Genomic DNA, 18080 nt, shown 5'->3' with positions numbered 1-18080 from the left:
TAAACTTACTTAAGTTGTTACTTGTTTTATTAGTATTAACCAATATTTAACACATCGTTCATGGTAAAAACGCCTGTTTTTCCTGCAATCCATTCGGCAGCAATAACAGCGCCTAAAGCGAAACCTTGTCTGGTGTGTGCAACATGTTCTATGGTAATCGTATCCACTTCACTTTCATAATTTACGGTGTGCGTACCCGGAACATCTTCAATACGTTTTGCTATAATAGGAATTGTTTTTTCGGCAGATTCATCCAATTTCCAAGCTTCAAAATTGGCATTGTTTGCAATAATATCATTCGCTAAGGAAATAGCAGTTCCGCTAGGGGCATCTAATTTTTGAGTATGATGGATTTCTTCCATAGACACGTTGTACTGATTAAGAGTACTCATCATTTTAGCCAATGTTTTATTCAGCTCAAAAAAGATGTTAACGCCTAAACTATAGTTTGAAGCATAAATAAAAGCGCCTTTCTTTTCTTTACATAAAGCTACTGCCTCATCATACCTGTCTAACCAACCGGTAGTGCCCGAAATAACAGGAACACTGTTGTTTATACAGTTTGAAATATTATTAAATGCCACAGTTGGAATGCTAAAATCGATGGCAACATCGGCTTTTTTAATATCGTAATCTTTATCATCTTTATCTACGGTTAAAACCACAGTATGCCCGCGTTTAATAGCAATTTGTTCAATGGTTTTTCCCATTTTTCCGTATCCAAGTAAAGCGATGTTCATTTATATATAGTTTTAATTTGCCAAATGCCCATTAAGGGCTAAAATTTAAAATTTAAAGTTAATCCAAGATTGCTTGTAGCATCCATTTCATTGATTCTAAAATGTGGTGCCAAAGATAAGTTTTCATCTACATTAAATTGCATCAAATGTGCGTCAACATTGGCGTCAATAATATTTAAGGCGTAAATACCAATAGTTACTAAAAGTGAGATTTCTTTGTTTTTTCGGTAGAATTCTTGTCCGCGTTCTAAACCATCTGTGGAAACTCGTGGTGTATCTAATAGTTCACCATTAGTATCATAGTAAAATTCATCTGTTGTTAAGCCAGCCAATCTACTTTTATAGGCGTCTCGGTAACGGTTATATTCTTTATTGTTTGTTGTGTAGAAATAAATACCAGTTGCGAGTCCACCATAAACAATGGGGATTTTCCAGTATTTTTTATTGTAAGCTTGTCCCAAACCTGGTAAAACCGCCGAATAAAAAGCAGCTTTTGCAGGAGCTAGTGGGTTATATGAGCTTTTTATTTCTATAATGGAATCGACAGAAATAGCCTCAGGTATCTCTTTTTTTTTATTGTTTTTTTCTTGTGCTGTTACAAAGCAGCAAAATAATAGTGAAAATAGAGTAGCTATAAAAAGTTTATTTGGCACCTTCAACTAATTTTTTAATACGGTTAAAATCTTCTTCAGAATGAAATGGAATCGTGATTTTTCCTTTTCCATTCTTAGAAACCTTAACGTCTATTTTATGTCCAAAGTATTCCGAAAAAGCTTTAATGCCCTCTTTTATGTGGTTTGGAGCTGTTCCAACCTCTTCTTTTTTAGGTGCTACTTTTACTTCTTGTGTAGTATTGTAATTACGAACCAAGTTTTCTGTGTCTCTAACCGATAGTTCGTTTGAAAGTACTTTTTCGTAAATATCTAATTGTATAGTTGAGTCTTCAACTGTAATTAGTGCACGACCATGTCCCATAGAAATAAAACCATCACGCATGCCGGTTTGAATAATAGGGTCTAGTTTCAATAAACGCAAATAGTTGGTGATGGTTGAGCGCTTTTTACCAACACGCTCGCTCATTTGTTCTTGAGTTAGGTTGATTTCGTCAATTAAACGTTGGTAGGATAAAGCAATTTCAATAGGATCTAAATCTTGACGTTGAATATTTTCAACCAAGGCCATTTCCAACGATTCTTGGTCGTTAGCAATACGAATGTATGCAGGAATGGTTTCTAGCCCAATTAATTTTGAAGCTCTAAAACGACGCTCACCAGAAACTAATTGGTATTGGTTAAAGCCTAATTTTCTAACGGTTATAGGCTGAATAATGCCTAATTCTTTTATAGATGATGCTAATTCCCGTAGTGACTCTTCGCTAAAATTAGTACGCGGTTGAAACGGGTTTACTTCAATAAAATCAATATCTAATTCAATAATATTCCCAACAACTTTGTCGGCATTTTTATCTTGTACCGACTGAATATCGTTACTTGGATCCTTTAAAAGTGCCGATAAACCTCTTCCTAAAGCTTGTTTCTTTATTGCCTTAGCCATAATTAAGCGTTTTTATTGATAATTTCTTTTGCTAAACTTAAGTAATTGCTAGCGCCTTTACTAGCTGCATCGTAATTGATGATGCTTTCTCCAAAACTTGGAGCTTCACTTAATTTTACATTACGTTGTATAATAGTTTGAAAAACCATGTCGTTAAAGTGTTTTTGAACTTCTTCAACTACCTGATTTGACAGTCTTAAACGTGAATCGTACATAGTTAGCAATAAACCTTCTATGTCCAACTCCGGATTGTGTATTTTTTGAACACTTTTTATGGTGTTTAAAAGTTTTCCTAAACCTTCAAGTGCAAAATATTCACACTGAATGGGGATTATTACAGCATCTGCAGCTGTTAAAGCATTAAGGGTTAACAATCCTAAAGACGGTGCACAATCAATTAAAATATAATCGTAATCGCCCTTTATTTCTTGTAGTGCTTTTTTCAGCATATACTCTCTAGCCTCTTTATCGACAAGTTCTATTTCGATAGCAACTAGGTCTATATGAGCAGGAATAAGATCTAAATTGGGCGTTTCTGTCTTTATAATAGCATCTTTTGCAGAACTGGAATGTTCTAAAAGTTGGTAGGTGCCAATTTCTATAGAGTCTACGTCAATTCCTATTCCGGAAGTTGCATTTGCTTGAGGGTCAGCATCGATAAGTAATACTTTTTTTTCTAGAACACCTAATGAAGCGGCTAGATTTATGGATGTAGTTGTTTTTCCAACGCCTCCCTTTTGATTTGCAATTGCAATGATTTTACCCATTAAATGATTTGGTTTTGTGAACGGTAAAAATACAATTATTTACGAGGAATAAAAACCATAAATGCAAACAGTCGATTAAAAGAATAATAGAAAAATAAATTATGTAATAATTGTAATAAATTTAACATGATTTTAGCTTCAAAAAAATTACATTTACAAAACTCAAAACAATATTTATGAAAAAAATCAATCAAAAAATTAAACCACTCATGTTTTTTGTACTGTTTGTGGCATCATTATTTTTAGAAGCGCAAATTAAAAAAACAGCAAGTGTTGAAGGTATTACAGAGTATATGCTTGAAAATGGCATGAAAGTTTTATTGTTTCCAGATAATTCATCGCAAACAATAACGGTAAACATTACCTATTTAGTAGGTTCCAGACACGAAGGTTATGGCGAAAAAGGAATGGCACATTTATTAGAACACATGGTGTTTAAAGGCACTCCAAACCATCCAGACATCCCTAAAGAATTAACAGCAAGAGGAGCAAGACCTAATGGAACTACTTGGTATGATAGAACCAATTATTTTGAAACTTTTAACGCTAACGATGAAAATTTAGATTGGGCTTTAGATTTGGAAGCCGATAGAATGGTGAATTCATTTATTGCAAAAAAGGACTTAGATTCTGAATTCTCCGTAGTTAGAAATGAGTTTGAAAGTGGCGAGAATTCTCCATCAAGGGTTTTAATGCAAAAAGTAATTAGTGGTGCTTATTTATGGCATAATTATGGGCAATCGACCATAGGGAATCGCTCGGATATTGAGCGGGTACCTATTGACAATTTGAAAGCATTTTATAAAAAATATTACCGACCAGATAATGCCGTATTAATGGTGACGGGTAAGTTTGAAAATGATAAAACTCTGGCTTTAATTGAAAAGAAATTTTCAGGAATAAAAAATCCAGATATACCATTATTAGACGTACCAACTATAGAACCAGCACAAGATGGTGAAAACCGAGTAACAGTAAGTCGGGTAGGCGATTTGCAAATAGTATCTGCTCTTTACCATATAGCAGCGGGATCTCATGAGGATTATGCAGCTATGGCTGTTGCCGAAGATATTTTAACCGATCAACCTTCAGGTAGACTTTATAAAGCTTTAATTGATGGTAAAAAAGCATCATCCATTTGGTCTTTCTCACCATTTACTAAAGAACCTTCATTTTTATATATCAATGTTGATGTGCCTTCAGATAAATCATTAACCGAAGCGGAAACAACGTTAACCTCCTTATTGGATGGTTTAAAAGATAATCCTGTAACAGAAGAAGAAGTAAATAGAGCGAAAGCTAATTTGTTAAAACAATACGACCAAATAAGTAGAAATTCAGCTTATTTAGGTACTTATATGAGTGAATTTATAGGTGCTGGCGATTGGAGATTATCGTTCATTCAGCGCGATAGAGTTGAAAATATGACTGCTGAAAAAGTAAATGCAGCCATTCAGCGTTATTTGATAAGTACTAACAGAACCATTGGTAATTTTGTTCCAACCAAACAACCAGTTCGGGTAGAAATTGAACATACCGAAGGTATTGAAACTCTGGTAGCTAGTTATAAAGGAAAAGAAGGGTTGGGTGAAGGAGAAGCGTTCGATGTATCTTATGATAATATTCAAAACCGATTAGATTCTGGTACCTTGCCAAAAACACCTATTGAATACGGTTTTATTAAAAAAGATAACCGTGGTAAAACCGTAACGCTATCATTCACATTTAGAACCGGAAATGTAAACGATTTTATGAACAAAGGTAAAATTGCAAGTTACACCTCAAGAATGTTAAATAAGGGTACAAAAAACAATTCCAGACAAGATATTGAAGATAAGTTGAGTGCCATAAAATCGTCTGTTTATTTTAGTGGTTCAAACGGTCGTGTTACGGCAAATATTAATACCACAGAAGAGCACCTTATGGAAACTCTCGCTTTAATGACCGATATGTTGAAAAACCCAAAATTTAATACCGATGAACTTGAAAAACTTAAAACTCAAGAATTGGCAGGTATTGAACAAAACAAAACGGAGCCACAGTTTTTAGCCAGTAAAAAATTATCATTGTTAAATCAGAAATATAAAAAAGGGCATCCGCTTTATGCTACAACAATTGAAGAAGATATTGAAGAGATTAAAGCAATTTCGGTTGAAGCTTTGCAAGATTACTATAATACGTTTTACGGCCTTTCAAATAGTGCCACTTTAGTTGCCATTGGAAATGTTAATGAGCAAACTTTGAAAGATTACTTCGAAACCGAATATGCTAATTTTAAATCGAAAAAAGCATACGCTCCTATTGCGGATAAGTTTTCTCAAAATACTGCAGCAAACGAAAACATAAAAACACCAGATAAGAAAAATGCTATTAGCATAGGTGTTTTGCCATTTGAAAGTAGTCAAGCAGAAGAAGATTATGCAGCTTTACAAATAGCAGGCGAAATTTTTGGAGGTGGTGTTTTAAACTCTAGAATTACGACACGTTTACGTCAACAAGACGGTGTAAGTTATGGTGCTGGTGGTCGAGTGAGTGTTGATGCTAATACTAATGATAAAAACTCATCCATGTTAGTTTACGCTATTTATGCTCCTGAAAATGCAGCAAAGGTACAAACAGGTTTTAAGGAAGAAATTGAGCGTTTTATTAAAGATGGTATTACTGAAGAAGAATTGAAAGTAGCCGTAACTAGTTGGGTGCAAGGTGAAAATGTATCTAGAGCAAAAGATAATGAACTGTCGTCTATGATAAACAATAATTTGTATTATGATAGAGATATGACATTTTATAAAGATATTGAAGATAAAATTACATCATTAACAGTGGCCGATGTAAATAAAGTAATTAAAAAATATTTTAAGACTTTTGATAAATGGACCGTTGTGAATGCAGGCGATTTTGTTGAACATCCTATTACAAATGAAGAAAAGAAGGTAGACTAATTTTCTTAATAGTAATTGTTAAAAACGCCAATTTGTTAAAATACAAATTGGCGTTTCAATTTTATTCTATTAAAATTTCTAAAATCTCAATAGCAGTATCACTAATTTTAGTGTCTGGGTCAAAGATACAAGTAGTTCCAACGTTTAGTAAAAAAGGATAATCTTGCTTTGGTATGACGCCACAAACAATAACCATAATATAATCGCAACCATACTTTTTAAGTTCTTCAATAATTTGTGGTACAAGGGTTTTATAATCAATAATTTGAACTGAAATTCCTAAAACATGTACATCATTTTCAATAGCTTGTTTTGCTACTTCTTTTGCTGTTTGAAAAAGTGAACCAATATCAACATCAAACCCCACATCGGCAAAACCTGTAGCTAAAATTTTAGTTCCATGATCATGACTAGCTTTTCCCATTTCAGCAATCATAATACGAGGCCTTCTACCTTCTTGTTCAGCAAAAATATCTGCTAATTCTTGAGCCTTCTTAAGTGAGGCATCATCTTTTATTTCTTTATTATACACCTAAAAATTATTTTATTTCAGCTTTATAACTTCCAAAAACAGTCTCAAGGGTATCACTAATTTCTTCAAGTGTTGCACGTTGGCGAGCTGCTTCCATAGCAAAAACTAGTAAATTTTTACTCCCATCTTGTTGAGAACCACTTAATTCCTTTGCTTTATGCTTATCGGAGCCAGAATTATTCAAATTTAAAGAAAATTTTGCTGCTTCTTTTAATTTTAATAACGCATCTTTTACTTTTTCAGAATTTCTTTCAGCTTTAATTTTATTTAAACGCTCCATTTGTTGTTTCCGAACCGTTTCATTATCAACCCCAAGGGTTGTAATAGTGTCTTCTTTTTTAAGATTGAATTTATTAACACCTACAATAATATCTTGATAGGAGTCGATGCGTGCTTGTTTTTTTGTAGCGGCTTGTTCAATATGCTTTTGTGGAATGCCAGCTTCAATAGCTTTGGTCATGCCTCCAAAAGTTTCAATTTCTTCAATTAATATCCATGCTTTTTGGGCAATGTCATGGGTTAGTTTTTCTACATAAAAGCTTCCCGCCCAAGGATCTACTGTTTTTGTTATTTGTGTTTCTTCTTGTAAAAAAAGCTGTGTATTTAGAGCCATTCGAGTAGAAAAATCGGTTGGTAAGGCCATGGCTTCATCTAAGGTATTGGTGTGTAAACTTTGCGTTCCACCAAAAACTGCAGATGAAGCTTCAACAGTAGTTCGTGCCATATTGTTGAAAGGATCTTGCTTTTTTAAACTCGATCCAGAGGTTTGACAATGTGTTCTTAAAATAAGAGATTTTTCATTTTTAGGATGGAACTGTTTAACTAATTTTGCCCATAACATACGTGCTGCTCGCATTTTGGCAATTTCCATAAAATGATTCATACCAATAGCCCAAAAGAATGAAAGGCGAGGAGCCAAGGAGTCAATATCCATACCTGCTTTCAAACCTTTTCTTATGCATTCCAATCCATGAGCCAAGGTGTAAGCCAGTTCCATATCGCATGTAGCACCAGCCTCTTGCATATGATATCCTGAAATACTGATGCTGCTAAATTTTGGCATGTGTTTACTTGTATACTCAAAAATTTCCGTAATAATTTTCATTGATGCTTTTGGAGGGTAGATGTAGTTATTTTTAACCATAAATTCCTTTAAAACATCATTTTGAATAGTGCCCGAAAGCTGTTCTAATTTTACATCTTGCTCTTCTGCTGCAACCATATAAAATGCCATAATTGGTAAAATGTTATCATTCAAGGTTATAGAGATACTCATTTTATCCATTGGAATTTGATCGAAAAGTAATTTCATGTCCTCTACCGAATCCATGGAGCCATGAACTTTTTCAATATCTCCTATATCAACTTTATGGTCACTATCATAACTTCGGTATGTGGCTACATCGAAGGCAACGAAAAGTTCTTTTTGTCCAACTTCTAAATGACGTTTGTAAGAAGCATTGCTTTCATCTACTGTATAAAAACCTTCATATTGTTTGATGTTCCAAGGTTTTTGAACATACATGGTGCTGTAAGATCCGCGAAGGTTTGGCGCGATACCGGCTGCAAAATGGAGGTGTTCTAAGTGTTCAATATCTTCTTTTGAATAGGTTGATTTTATAGCAATACCTTCTGAAGTTGTAAACGTTTCGGATAACTCTGTTTTCTGGCTTTCGACTTCCGTCTTTAAAACAATATGTTGAAGATTTTTTCTACTCATTTCAATCTTCATTTTTTAATCTGGTTTGTTCTATAGTTTCTGCTAAGCGTTTTTCAATAATGGGTTCAATTAACGTTTTTCTTTGATGTGTTTTCACGAACGGATAAAGTTCCAGTTCGTTTTTCATAACATCTTTAGAGTTTGTGTGTTTATTAGTGCCTACTAAAACAATTTCAGCATCATTAAATTGTTGCTGTTCTTTTGCGGCACTTTCTTTAATTTTTCGTTGAATAGTGCCTTCTTTGAGTTGTGCTAAAAAACCACCATTTTTTTCTATGTCTTTGAAAAGAATTAAGGATTTTTCAGCAAGTTGATGGGTTAATGATTCTATATAATAAGCACCGTCTGATGGGTTATTTACCTTGTCAAAATAGCTTTCATGTTTCAAAATTAAAAGCTGATTTCTAGCCATTCGTTCACTAAACGCATTGATTTTTTTGTAAAAGGCATCAAAAGGTAAATTGCAAATAGTGTTGGCGCCACCAAGTATAGCACTCATACATTCGGTGGTGGTTCGTAACAAATTAGTATTGTAATCGTATAGCGTTTTATTGCGTTTTGTTGGTGTTACACTAATGTGGCATTGCGTGTTTATTTGGTATTCTGAAGCTAAAGTGTTCCAGAGTATTCTTAGTGCACGTAGTTTTGCTATTTCAAAAAAATAATTGGAACCCACAGCTATTTCAAAATTTATTTGAAAGGTTTGTTTAGTTTCTGAATTAAAATCGCCATCAATAGCATTTAAATATTCGTTGGCATGGGCTAGGGTATAAGCCAATTGTTGTACCATAGTTGCCCCAGCATTTTGGTATAATACACCATTAATATTAAAAGAATTTGTTTGTTTAATGATGGTTTTAAATTTGGAAAAATCATCATTCATATTAAGAAACCAATTTCCAGAATATGCTAAATTTCCAATAATATCTGTTTGAACATAAATTTGCGCTTTCGCGGAAATACTAAGTGCTTTTTCAATAAAAGATTCTGAAAGAAATTGGAGTTCTAATAAAATAGGAATATAGAAAAGATCTTCTAATAAATTTTGAATAGAAATATCTTCGTTTGGAATAATGAATTTAATGCTTTCTGCACCGCGTTCAATAGCTTTTAATGCTTTTTTGCTTGATTTTTCAACGTCAGCAACGAAAATAGTTTGACAAATTCGCCATTGGGTTGCTTTGGTGTTTGAAACTTCAGGTAGCGTTTTTATATCTTCAGCATTATAAAATGGTTTTACCGAAATATCTTCGTTGCTTTTCCAAATAAGTGTTTCATTATAATCTGCACCTTGTAAATCAAATTGGATTTTTTGTTTCCATTGTCTTGCTGAAACTGCATTGAATTCATCAAATAAACCATCACTCATCTTTTTTGGTTTTTAGGCTATCTTCATATTCAATAATATAAATTTCTTCATTGTCACGCTTCATATAGTATTCTTCACGAGCAAATTTTTCTAAACCATCTTTAGTATTTAAGGCTTTAATGGCTTTGTTATCTTTTTCTATTTCTTTTTTATAGTATTCTTTTTCACTTTCCAAAGCATCAATATCTGTATTTAATTCATGATGGATTAACCATGAATTGGCATCAAAAAAGAGCATCCAAACTAAAAATACCGCCAAAATAAGTATGAATATATTTTTAAACGGTTTAAATATTTTATGTTTAAAAAAGGTCATGGTTTTAGCTTGTTATTAATAATGGTACGAACAATATCTACCGCTACGATGTTGTGTTTGTTGTTTGGTATTATGATGTCTGCGTACTCTTTCATAGGTTCTATAAACTGAATATGCATGGGTTTTAGTGTGTTTTGGTAACGCGATAATACTTCATCTAAATCTCTGCCACGTTCGGAGATATCGCGTTTCAGTCGGCGTATCAATCGTTCGTCAGTATCGGCATGTACAAAAATTTTAATGTCGAACATGTCCCGCAATTCAGGATGTGTTAAAATTAAAATACCTTCCACAATCATCACCTTTCTGGGGTGTGTTAAAATAGTGTCGCCTGTTCTATTATGTTTAACGAACGAATAGACTGGTTGGTGTATGGGAATTCCTTTTTTTAATTCTTTAAGATGATTTTCTAAAAGTTCAAAATCGATGGATCTTGGATGGTCGAAATTGATGTTGATGCGTTCATCGTAGCTTAAATGTGAGGTGTCGTTATAATAAGAATCTTGAGAAATTACACCAACTTCACCTTCTGGAAGTTCGTTAAGTATTTGATTTACAACGGTTGTTTTGCCGCAACCCGTTCCGCCAGCAATTCCTATAATAAGCATGTGTAATGTTGTTTAATTAACCCGTTACAAAGTTAGTTAAATGAAAATCAATTACTGTGTCTTATTTTATTTTTTGATTTTTGAAACCTCTGCTTCAGTAACTATTTTGTCGTTTTTATTGCCCCAACTGTTAGTAATATAGTTCATGACGTCAGCAATTTCATCGTCGCTTAAACCCAAAGGCGCCATAACGTTGTTATACTTTATGCCATTTACTGTGATTTCACCTTGCAAACCAAACTTAATGGCTCTAATGCTAGCCTCTCTGTTTTTAAGTAGGTAATCTGATTTTGCTAAAGGAGGAAATACATTTTTAACACCTTCACCCAAAGGTAAATGGCAAGTCATACAAAAATCGGTATAAATATCTTTACCACGGTCCATACTTTCCTTTAAGGCACTGGTTTGAGAATTGCTTGTAAATATGAATGAAAGTGAAATGAGAATACCTAATAAATATGATTTCATGTTGTAATAATTTCTATTTTTTTGGAACGATTTTAACAATGCCTTTACCTTCTATAGCTACATAAATAAACCCATCTGGAGCTTCAATTACATCTCTAACACGACCCATTTTATCCAATAATTTTTCACGTTTAACTACTTTTCCGTTGTTTAAAACTAGGCGTTCCAAATATTCAAACTTGAGCGACCCCACTAGTAAATTACCTTTCCAATCGGGGTATTTGTTTGATGTTACAAAAGCCATTCCGCTAGGTGCAATAGAGGGTACCCAATAAAAAATGGGTTGTTCCATACCATCTTTTTCGGTAATATCTGTAAACGGTGTGCCACTATAATTGATGCCATACGATATCACTGGCCATCCATAGTTTTTCCCTTTTTGTATGATGTTTATTTCGTCACCTCCTTTTGGTCCATGTTCGTGTTCCCAAATGTCGCCTGTCTCTGGATTTTTTATTAAGCCTTGCGGATTTCTATTGCCATAACAATAAATGGCTTTTTTTGCATTAGGCACATCCACAAATGGGTTGTCTGAAGGAATGCGTCCATCGTCATGAAGTCTGTAAATTTTACCACAATCTAGAGTGATATCTTGCGGATTTACATCACGTTCACCACGTTCGCCAATAGAGAAATACAAATACCCATCGTAATCAAAAGCTATTCTAGATCCAAAATGTTGCCCTTTTTTAGTGTTTGGTTCAGCTTTGTAAAGTACTTCTTTCTCAACTAACGTATTGTTGTTTAATTTGGCTCGCATAATGGCTGTATTGCCACCATCACCTTCACCTTCCGCGGAAGCGTAAGAGAGATAAATCCAGCCGTTTGTTTCGTATTTTGGGTGTAATTTAATGTCCATAAAACCACCTTGACCACGCACATAAATTTCAGGAACACCTTCAATTAAAGTTTTTTCGTCATTTTTAAAATGAATGAGTTCTCCTGATTTTTCTGTGATTAGCATGCTGCCATCTGGTAAAAAAGCAATGCCCCAAGGGATATTTATGTCTGAAACCACTAATTCGGTAGTATAGTTTACAGTTTTTGGATCTTCAGCTTTTACCGAAGATTCAGTTTGTTGTGCACACGAGTAAAATGAGACTAGAAGTATTGCCAGTAAAAGATGTATCTGTTTCATGTTTTATTGTTTTTTTGTTATAAATTTAGCTAAAATAGGTAACTTATGTTTATTCCGGTATAATAATTAACAGGATTTCCTGGATAATAATATCTGGGGGCGCTACCACCAAAACCTATTGCATTAATTAGTATTTGCGATGCATAATGTTTATCTAACATATTATTTATACCAAAGTAAGCGTTCAATTTAAGGTTTTTATTGATGTGGTGTTTGTAGCCTAATTTGAAGTTTGTTAAACTGTAGCTGTCAGTAAAAAGTGTATTGCTATCTGTCATAGGTATACGTCCAAGGTATTGGTAATTAATGGTTACAAAAAAACCTAATTCAGTATCAAAGTCTATACCAGTATTAAGTAAGTTTGATGGTACGCCCGTTAATTTGTTTCCTGAGAAATTGTTGCCATCATCAATAAATTCTTTAAATTTAAAATCGTTAAGCGTATATGAAACATAATGGTTTATAGAGGTGTTTTTCGATTGCAGCCATTGATATTTCAATACCATTTCCAATCCATTATGCAGGGTTCTACCGGCATTTACGCCAATAAATTGGTCGTTGCCTGTACGTCTAGGTACTAAAAGATCTCGAACATCTAATCTATATAAAGCTAAATTACATTGTAAGCGGTTGTTAAAGAATGCCGAGCGTGTTCCTACTTCAAAATTCCATGCTGTTTCAGGTTTTATGTTAGTATTAATCAAACCCTCGGGCAACAAAGTTTCAGCAGTTGTTGGCGGTGAAAATCCATGACTTACATTGGAATAAATATTTATGTTTTGAGAGAAAACATGTGAAATTCCAAACTTAGGCGACAGCATACCTTTAAAATTATAAGAACCTGATTGGTCTGGATTTTCATCTATTACAAATCGATCTATTAAATTATAAGATGTTTTGTTGAAATTCAATCCAACGGAAAATGTGGTTTTTTCTGAAAGATTATAATTGGTTTCAAAAAAGAGGTTGTAATAGGTGCGTTTTTCTTTGAAATCTGAAAACTTATCACCTTCCACACTACCAGTTCCTTCGGGATGATTTTGGTATAGATTTTCATAATTTCTTGATTTATAAATGTCTTTAAACAACTCACCACCAAGGGTCCAATTTAATTTTTTTGAAGTGCCTAAAACACGACTTCGAATACCAATGGCCGATGTGTTTTCAGTTAAAATATCAAAAGGTCTAGGTTCATAAGCTTCTTTAAATGAAGAAAAAACACTGGTTATTTGTTTTGTGTTGCTGTTGTATTGATGGTTCCAAGAAAGCCCAAGAATACCACGTTTCGAATCTTCATACCCTTTAGATTGTGCCCAAGTAAATGCTGCTGTTTTAGGATTGTTTAAATAATCATTCTCATTAATAGAGCTTGGAATAAACCCTTTTAAATCTGTATAGCTGCCTAAAAGCGTAATATCATCTTTATTACTTAAAAAATGGTTGGTGTTTATGGTAAATGTTTGCCTGTCGTAGTTGTTGTTGTCTCTATATCCGTCGCTGTGCGTATTACTGTAAACAGCACGAAAACTGTGTTTTTTATTACCATGATTTACGTTTAAAATGCTTTTCATGAGTCCGAATGATCCAAAAGATATATCACTTTGCGCCGTCGTTTGGTTTAGATAAGCATTTTGGGGAATTAAATGAATGGTGCCACCAAGTCCTGCACCATAAATACTAGAGCCAGCACCTTTTATAATTTCGAAACGCGAAATAGAACCTAATTCAAAATCTTCAATAGTTGTTTCTCCGTTTCCAGACGTCAAAGGTATATCTTGAAAATAGGCTCTAATTTTTGAAGTTCCGTAAAGATTTCTCGATCCAATACCTCGAATAGAAATTTTATTGGTGTTTAAAGAACCCGATTGCATAAAAACACCTGGAACTCTATTTAAAACATCAAGAACGTTTGTAGTGTTGCCGCGTTGAATGTCTTTAGAAGTTATAATGTTTATGGTTGTGTTTGCTTTTTGTAGCTTTTGAGGAATATGATTGGCATTTACTATAACTTCATTTAAGTTTGAGGGGTTTAGTTCTAATTGGATAATAATATATTCAGGTTTTGAAATCTCAATTTGTTTTTCGTGATATCCAGCTTTTGAAAAATTGTACATTCCTTTACTTGGTAATTCAAATTGACCCAGATTGTTTGAATTATATACACTATTATTTTGAGCGTTTTTAATTGTTACATTGGTTAATGGTGTCCCATTTTCACTATCAATAATTTTACCTTTAAAAACTTGTTGTGAGTGAGCGAAGTATAAACTGAAAAAAAAGACACTTGCGAAAAATAAGTTTTTCAAAATGAAAAATTGTTTTGATTAATAAATGGTTCTTATAAGATGTTTTCGTGTTTGAAAAGCTTAAATATATATTTTTTAAAATTAAATTAAATATTTGGTTCCTATATTATATAAAAAAGTATATTTGCATCCCGTTAGAGAAAATCTAATTCGGGGTGTAGCCTCTCGACAAGATCAAGATAAACTACACTACGAATTTTAAATTTTTCGGGGTGTAGCGTAGCCCGGTTATCGCGCCTGCTTTGGGAGCAGGAGGTCGGAGGTTCGAATCCTCTCACCCCGACGAAATAGGGTATCAATCTATAGCAAAAACCTGTTAATCATTTGATTTACAGGTTTTTATTTTTTTTTTTTTATGAATATCATAGAAAGTGATATGTTTAGATTAAAAAATGCAATAAATTGAAATTCAATTAAAACAATTAGGGAGCTATGTAATTCCTAGATTTCTTATTATTCAAAATTGTAGGGCTCAAAAATTATATCTTGTATTTATTTTAAGAATATACAGCTTATTGTGAACATATTATGATGGGTTTAAAGGCGAAAACTAAAAATCATGTCTTAGTTTTTATTTACTCAGCATTTAAATTTTCCAAAAATAGCGTTAGGCTTTCAGAAGCTTTTAGATTAAGTTTTTTTCGAATTCTATATCTTGCCGTTTCAACTCCTCTTGATGAAATATTTAGTATATGTGAAATTTCCTTGTTTGATAAATTCGTTTTAATTAATGCGCACAGTCTTAATTCGCGTTGTGAGAACGAGGGGTCAATACGTTTTAAATCCCTAAAAAAATTGGTGTTTACTCTTTCAAAATTTACATCAAATATTTCTAAGTACTTTTCTCCTATTTTATTTTGGTTCAGTTTTTTAAAAATCTGTACTATTTTGTTTTTCGATTCGCTGCTCTTAACAAGTTCTTTTAATTGTTTTAAATCGTTGTTTAATTCTTGAAAGGCTTCTTTTCTCTTGCTTAACAAAAGTGTGTAATTAGCGAGTTCTTTGCTTTTATCAATTAAATCCATTTCTAAATGGGTGTTGTCCTCTTTTATTTTTTCTTGCTCGATTGATAGTTTAAGTTGCTCTAATTCCAGTCTAACAAGTTTTTGGTCCTTTAAAGTTTCTAATTTAGTTTTCCTTTTTTCAGTTTGAATTTTTTTCAAAAGGAGCCTGTAAGCCAAATATGTTAAAATTAAAAAAGCGATGCTATATAAAAAATAGGCAATACTTGTTTGGTACCATAAAGGAAGTATTGTAAAGGCATATGTAGCTTCATTCCCTTCAACTCCAGTATGGCTCTTGCTTTTTACTTTGAAGGTGTAGTTTCCGTATGGTAATTTTGCATACTCTTTAAATGGAAGTGAGGACCATTCGGACCATTCAAAGTCTGACCCTTCAAGAAAATAACTATACTCTAAATCGGCATATGGTGCAATTTCAGGAGCGCTGAATTCAAATCTCAATATATCAGAAGCATTCGGAAATTCAATGGTTTTCTTATTAATAATTGGGGCATAATTTTTAGCTTGATTTTTTACATAGCTTATGTTAGTAAATACCGTATGCGCTTTTTTGGTATTATTGGTATTAATATTATATAAAAAAAGTCCTTTATTGGAACCTAAAAAAACATAATCTTCATAAGGTAAAACACTTTCCATGCCTTTGTTAAACATGCCTTTAAGGTTTAAAAAAGGTGCTTTAATTAATTGTTTTTTTGGATCACTATTTAAAAAATAGCCTGCTTCGTCATCTTGCACAAACCATGTTTTGTCTTTGGTATATAAAAGCTTGCGTGTGTTTTTTGACGTATCTAAAATTTTGTTTAATAAAGGATAAGGTACAAAGGTTTTTGTTTTCTTATTATAGGTGAAAATGCCATTATTTGTAGTGAAAACAATTTGCCCATTATAATTAACCACATTAATGCTAAAGGGTGATTTAAAGCCGTTTGAAGTGGTAAATTGCTCAACAGATTCTACTCTTGTATAATCTGGATTGACTACTATTTTATAAACGCCTTTATAGCCATGGCATACCCAAAAGGTATTGGGGTCTTCGGCCGGAAGAATATCTCGGGTAGATTCATCAAATCCCTTTAATTGATGCTTTAAAACCCATTTAGATTGTACTTTTTCCAACAAAAACAAGCCGTTGTAATTAGATGCTAAAAACAGGTTTTTTTTGTCTTTTAAGGGTGTTATTTTCCAAAACCCGGTTGTGTTCCCTATTTGCTCGGGAATATTGTTGTTTAAAACAAACAGCCCATCATTATGGCCAATTAAAATATCGCCATTCAGCTTTGTTAAAGTCCATGCTTGCCCTGGCAAATCTTCTATTTTATTAACTTTGAAATCTAAATCGTCAAAATTATTTATATAATAAACACCTTCGTTGGTTGCTAAATAAATGGTTTTGTTTTCAATTAAGATATCATAAACAGAAGCATGGTCAAAAATGTTGGCATATTGTGAGTTAAAATCCAGACAAGCAATACCGTTGTTGTGAAGTACCCAAATATTATTCGATTTTAATTTATAAAAATTAAGAATTGCCGTATTTTTAACTTTAGAAAAAGTGATGTTTGTTCTATTAATACTACCGTCCTTTTTTAATTCAATTATTTTCGAACTTAAGGTGCCTAAAAGGAATGTGGAATCGTTTTTTTGGACACCACAATTAATGGGGTCAATATGTCCTTTCTCAAAAAGCTTGATTTTTTTAACAATCGTTTTTGAAGTTAAGTTGGCCAAAAAAATATTTCCTTCTTGGGTAACAAAAAATGCCTCCTGATTGTTTACAGGAAAAGAAGCCGTTATGACGCCATTTTCAATACTATTTGAATTAAAAAGATATGTTAACTTATCGGCTTCCTCATTTAATGCGTAAATTCCGTTTGTTGCATCTTGAACAATTAAAATGTCATTAACAATTCCAGAATATACAAATGCTTGGTTTGCTTTAATATGGGTTGCAGATTTCCCCATAATAACAATTAATTCTTTAAACGACCTATAAACCACTTTACCGTGAAAATCGTGTATTTTCCAATTGTTTTCTAGGTTGGAATTATTTAAAAGCAGTTCATCAATCAACGAATGGTAATAATAGTTTCCAAAATCATCTTTTTTTAAATTTCCAATTTCGTTGTAACCGCCAACCCAAATAACACCTCCATCATCAATCATCAAACTTCTAACCGATGAATGATTAGGAAGTGGAATGGTTTTCCAGTATTCGCCATCATAGGTTAAAATGCCATCATTGTTTCCAAAAATCAAAATACCATCTCTGTCTTCGCACATAGCCCAGAACTGGGAATCGGATTTAAAATCATTCTTATCAAAGCTAATAGATTCTGTAACAGATGATTTTACTTGTTTTAAAAAAGAAGATGAAACTTGAGCCTGAAAATAAAAAGGGACTAAAAACCATAAAATTAAACGCCATTTATAAGCCATAAAAAACCGAATGCTATTTATTGAAAATAATTTTAAAGTTAATATATTTTTTTTATTTAAAGCACTATTAATTAAGCAATAAAAGCTAAATGAAGTATTGTTGAAGTAATGATTGTTTTTTTAGATGTAATTAAAGCGTATGCATCATTTAAAGCTTAT

The 18080-nt window shown here is 32.9% G+C and carries 12 protein-coding genes, 1 tRNA gene and 1 pseudogene; 2 read left to right on the top strand and 12 right to left on the bottom strand.

The genetic code is table 11. The features are described from left to right. Positions 1-35: 35 nt before the first annotated feature. The 4 genes from dapB to EV196_RS08470 are packed head-to-tail and all read right to left on the bottom strand — an operon-like array spanning position 36 to position 3061. Positions 36-740, bottom strand: a complete 705-nt coding sequence (dapB, locus tag EV196_RS08485) for a 4-hydroxy-tetrahydrodipicolinate reductase (protein WP_132217308.1) — start codon at positions 738-740, stop codon at positions 36-38. Positions 741-778: 38 nt separating this feature from the next. Further along, positions 779-1393 carry a DUF5683 domain-containing protein gene (locus EV196_RS08480; protein WP_132217307.1) on the bottom strand — a complete coding sequence of 205 codons (615 nt, stop codon included), beginning with the start codon at positions 1391-1393 and terminating at the stop codon, positions 779-781. Next, positions 1383-2294 (bottom strand): ParB/RepB/Spo0J family partition protein, encoded by a 912-nt coding sequence (locus tag EV196_RS08475; protein WP_132217306.1) that lies wholly within the window; start codon positions 2292-2294, stop codon positions 1383-1385. The genes EV196_RS08480 and EV196_RS08475 overlap by 11 nt, the downstream gene beginning before the upstream one ends. A 2-nt stretch (positions 2295-2296) precedes the next feature. Next, positions 2297-3061, bottom strand: coding sequence for a ParA family protein (locus EV196_RS08470; RefSeq protein ID WP_132217305.1), 765 nt, complete (start codon positions 3059-3061; stop codon positions 2297-2299). Between the two features lie 176 nt (positions 3062-3237). Here EV196_RS08470 and EV196_RS08465 point away from each other — a divergent pair, with 176 nt between their 5' ends. Further along, positions 3238-6003: a M16 family metallopeptidase gene (locus EV196_RS08465; protein ID WP_132217304.1), complete on the top strand. Its 2766-nt coding sequence runs from the start codon at positions 3238-3240 to the stop codon at positions 6001-6003. Between the two features lie 61 nt (positions 6004-6064). Here EV196_RS08465 and scpA read toward each other — a convergent pair. The 7 genes and pseudogenes from scpA to EV196_RS08430 form a co-directional block, all read right to left on the bottom strand. Further along, positions 6065-8255: pseudogene (gene scpA / locus EV196_RS08460) on the bottom strand (methylmalonyl-CoA mutase). Position 8256: 1 nt separating this feature from the next. Next, positions 8257-9624, bottom strand: a complete 1368-nt coding sequence (locus EV196_RS08455) for a methylmalonyl-CoA mutase subunit beta (protein WP_132217302.1) — start codon at positions 9622-9624, stop codon at positions 8257-8259. Then, positions 9617-9940: an FtsB family cell division protein gene (locus EV196_RS08450; RefSeq protein WP_132217300.1), complete on the bottom strand. Its 324-nt coding sequence runs from the start codon at positions 9938-9940 to the stop codon at positions 9617-9619. Before EV196_RS08450 ends, EV196_RS08455 begins: the two co-directional genes overlap by 8 nt. Continuing rightward, on the bottom strand, positions 9937-10548 hold the full coding sequence (gene udk / locus EV196_RS08445; protein ID WP_132217298.1) for a uridine kinase: 612 nt from the start codon (positions 10546-10548) through the stop codon (positions 9937-9939). Before udk ends, EV196_RS08450 begins: the two co-directional genes overlap by 4 nt. 66 nt (positions 10549-10614) lie before the next feature. Continuing rightward, complete coding sequence (locus tag EV196_RS08440) at positions 10615-11016, bottom strand: c-type cytochrome (RefSeq protein WP_243652210.1); 402 nt, start codon at positions 11014-11016, stop codon at positions 10615-10617. Positions 11017-11029: 13 nt separating this feature from the next. Beyond that, positions 11030-12154 carry a PQQ-dependent sugar dehydrogenase gene (locus EV196_RS08435; RefSeq protein WP_132217296.1) on the bottom strand — a complete coding sequence of 375 codons (1125 nt, stop codon included), beginning with the start codon at positions 12152-12154 and terminating at the stop codon, positions 11030-11032. A 29-nt stretch (positions 12155-12183) separates the two neighbouring features. Further along, positions 12184-14460, bottom strand: coding sequence for a TonB-dependent receptor (locus tag EV196_RS08430; RefSeq protein ID WP_243652209.1), 2277 nt, complete (start codon positions 14458-14460; stop codon positions 12184-12186). Between the two features lie 208 nt (positions 14461-14668). Between EV196_RS08430 and EV196_RS08425 the strand changes: the two genes are divergently transcribed. Next, positions 14669-14743 (top strand) — tRNA-Pro (locus tag EV196_RS08425). 292 nt (positions 14744-15035) lie between these two features. Here EV196_RS08425 and EV196_RS08420 read toward each other — a convergent pair. Continuing rightward, on the bottom strand, positions 15036-17921 hold the full coding sequence (locus EV196_RS08420) for a triple tyrosine motif-containing protein (RefSeq protein WP_132217292.1): 2886 nt from the start codon (positions 17919-17921) through the stop codon (positions 15036-15038). Positions 17922-18080 lie beyond the last annotated feature (159 nt).

This window comes from Mariniflexile fucanivorans, assembly GCF_004341235.1.
GTDB classification, from domain to species: domain Bacteria; phylum Bacteroidota; class Bacteroidia; order Flavobacteriales; family Flavobacteriaceae; genus Mariniflexile; species Mariniflexile fucanivorans.
The sequence above is the reverse complement of the archived record's forward strand: the minus strand, read 5'-3'. Positions and strand labels throughout refer to the sequence as shown.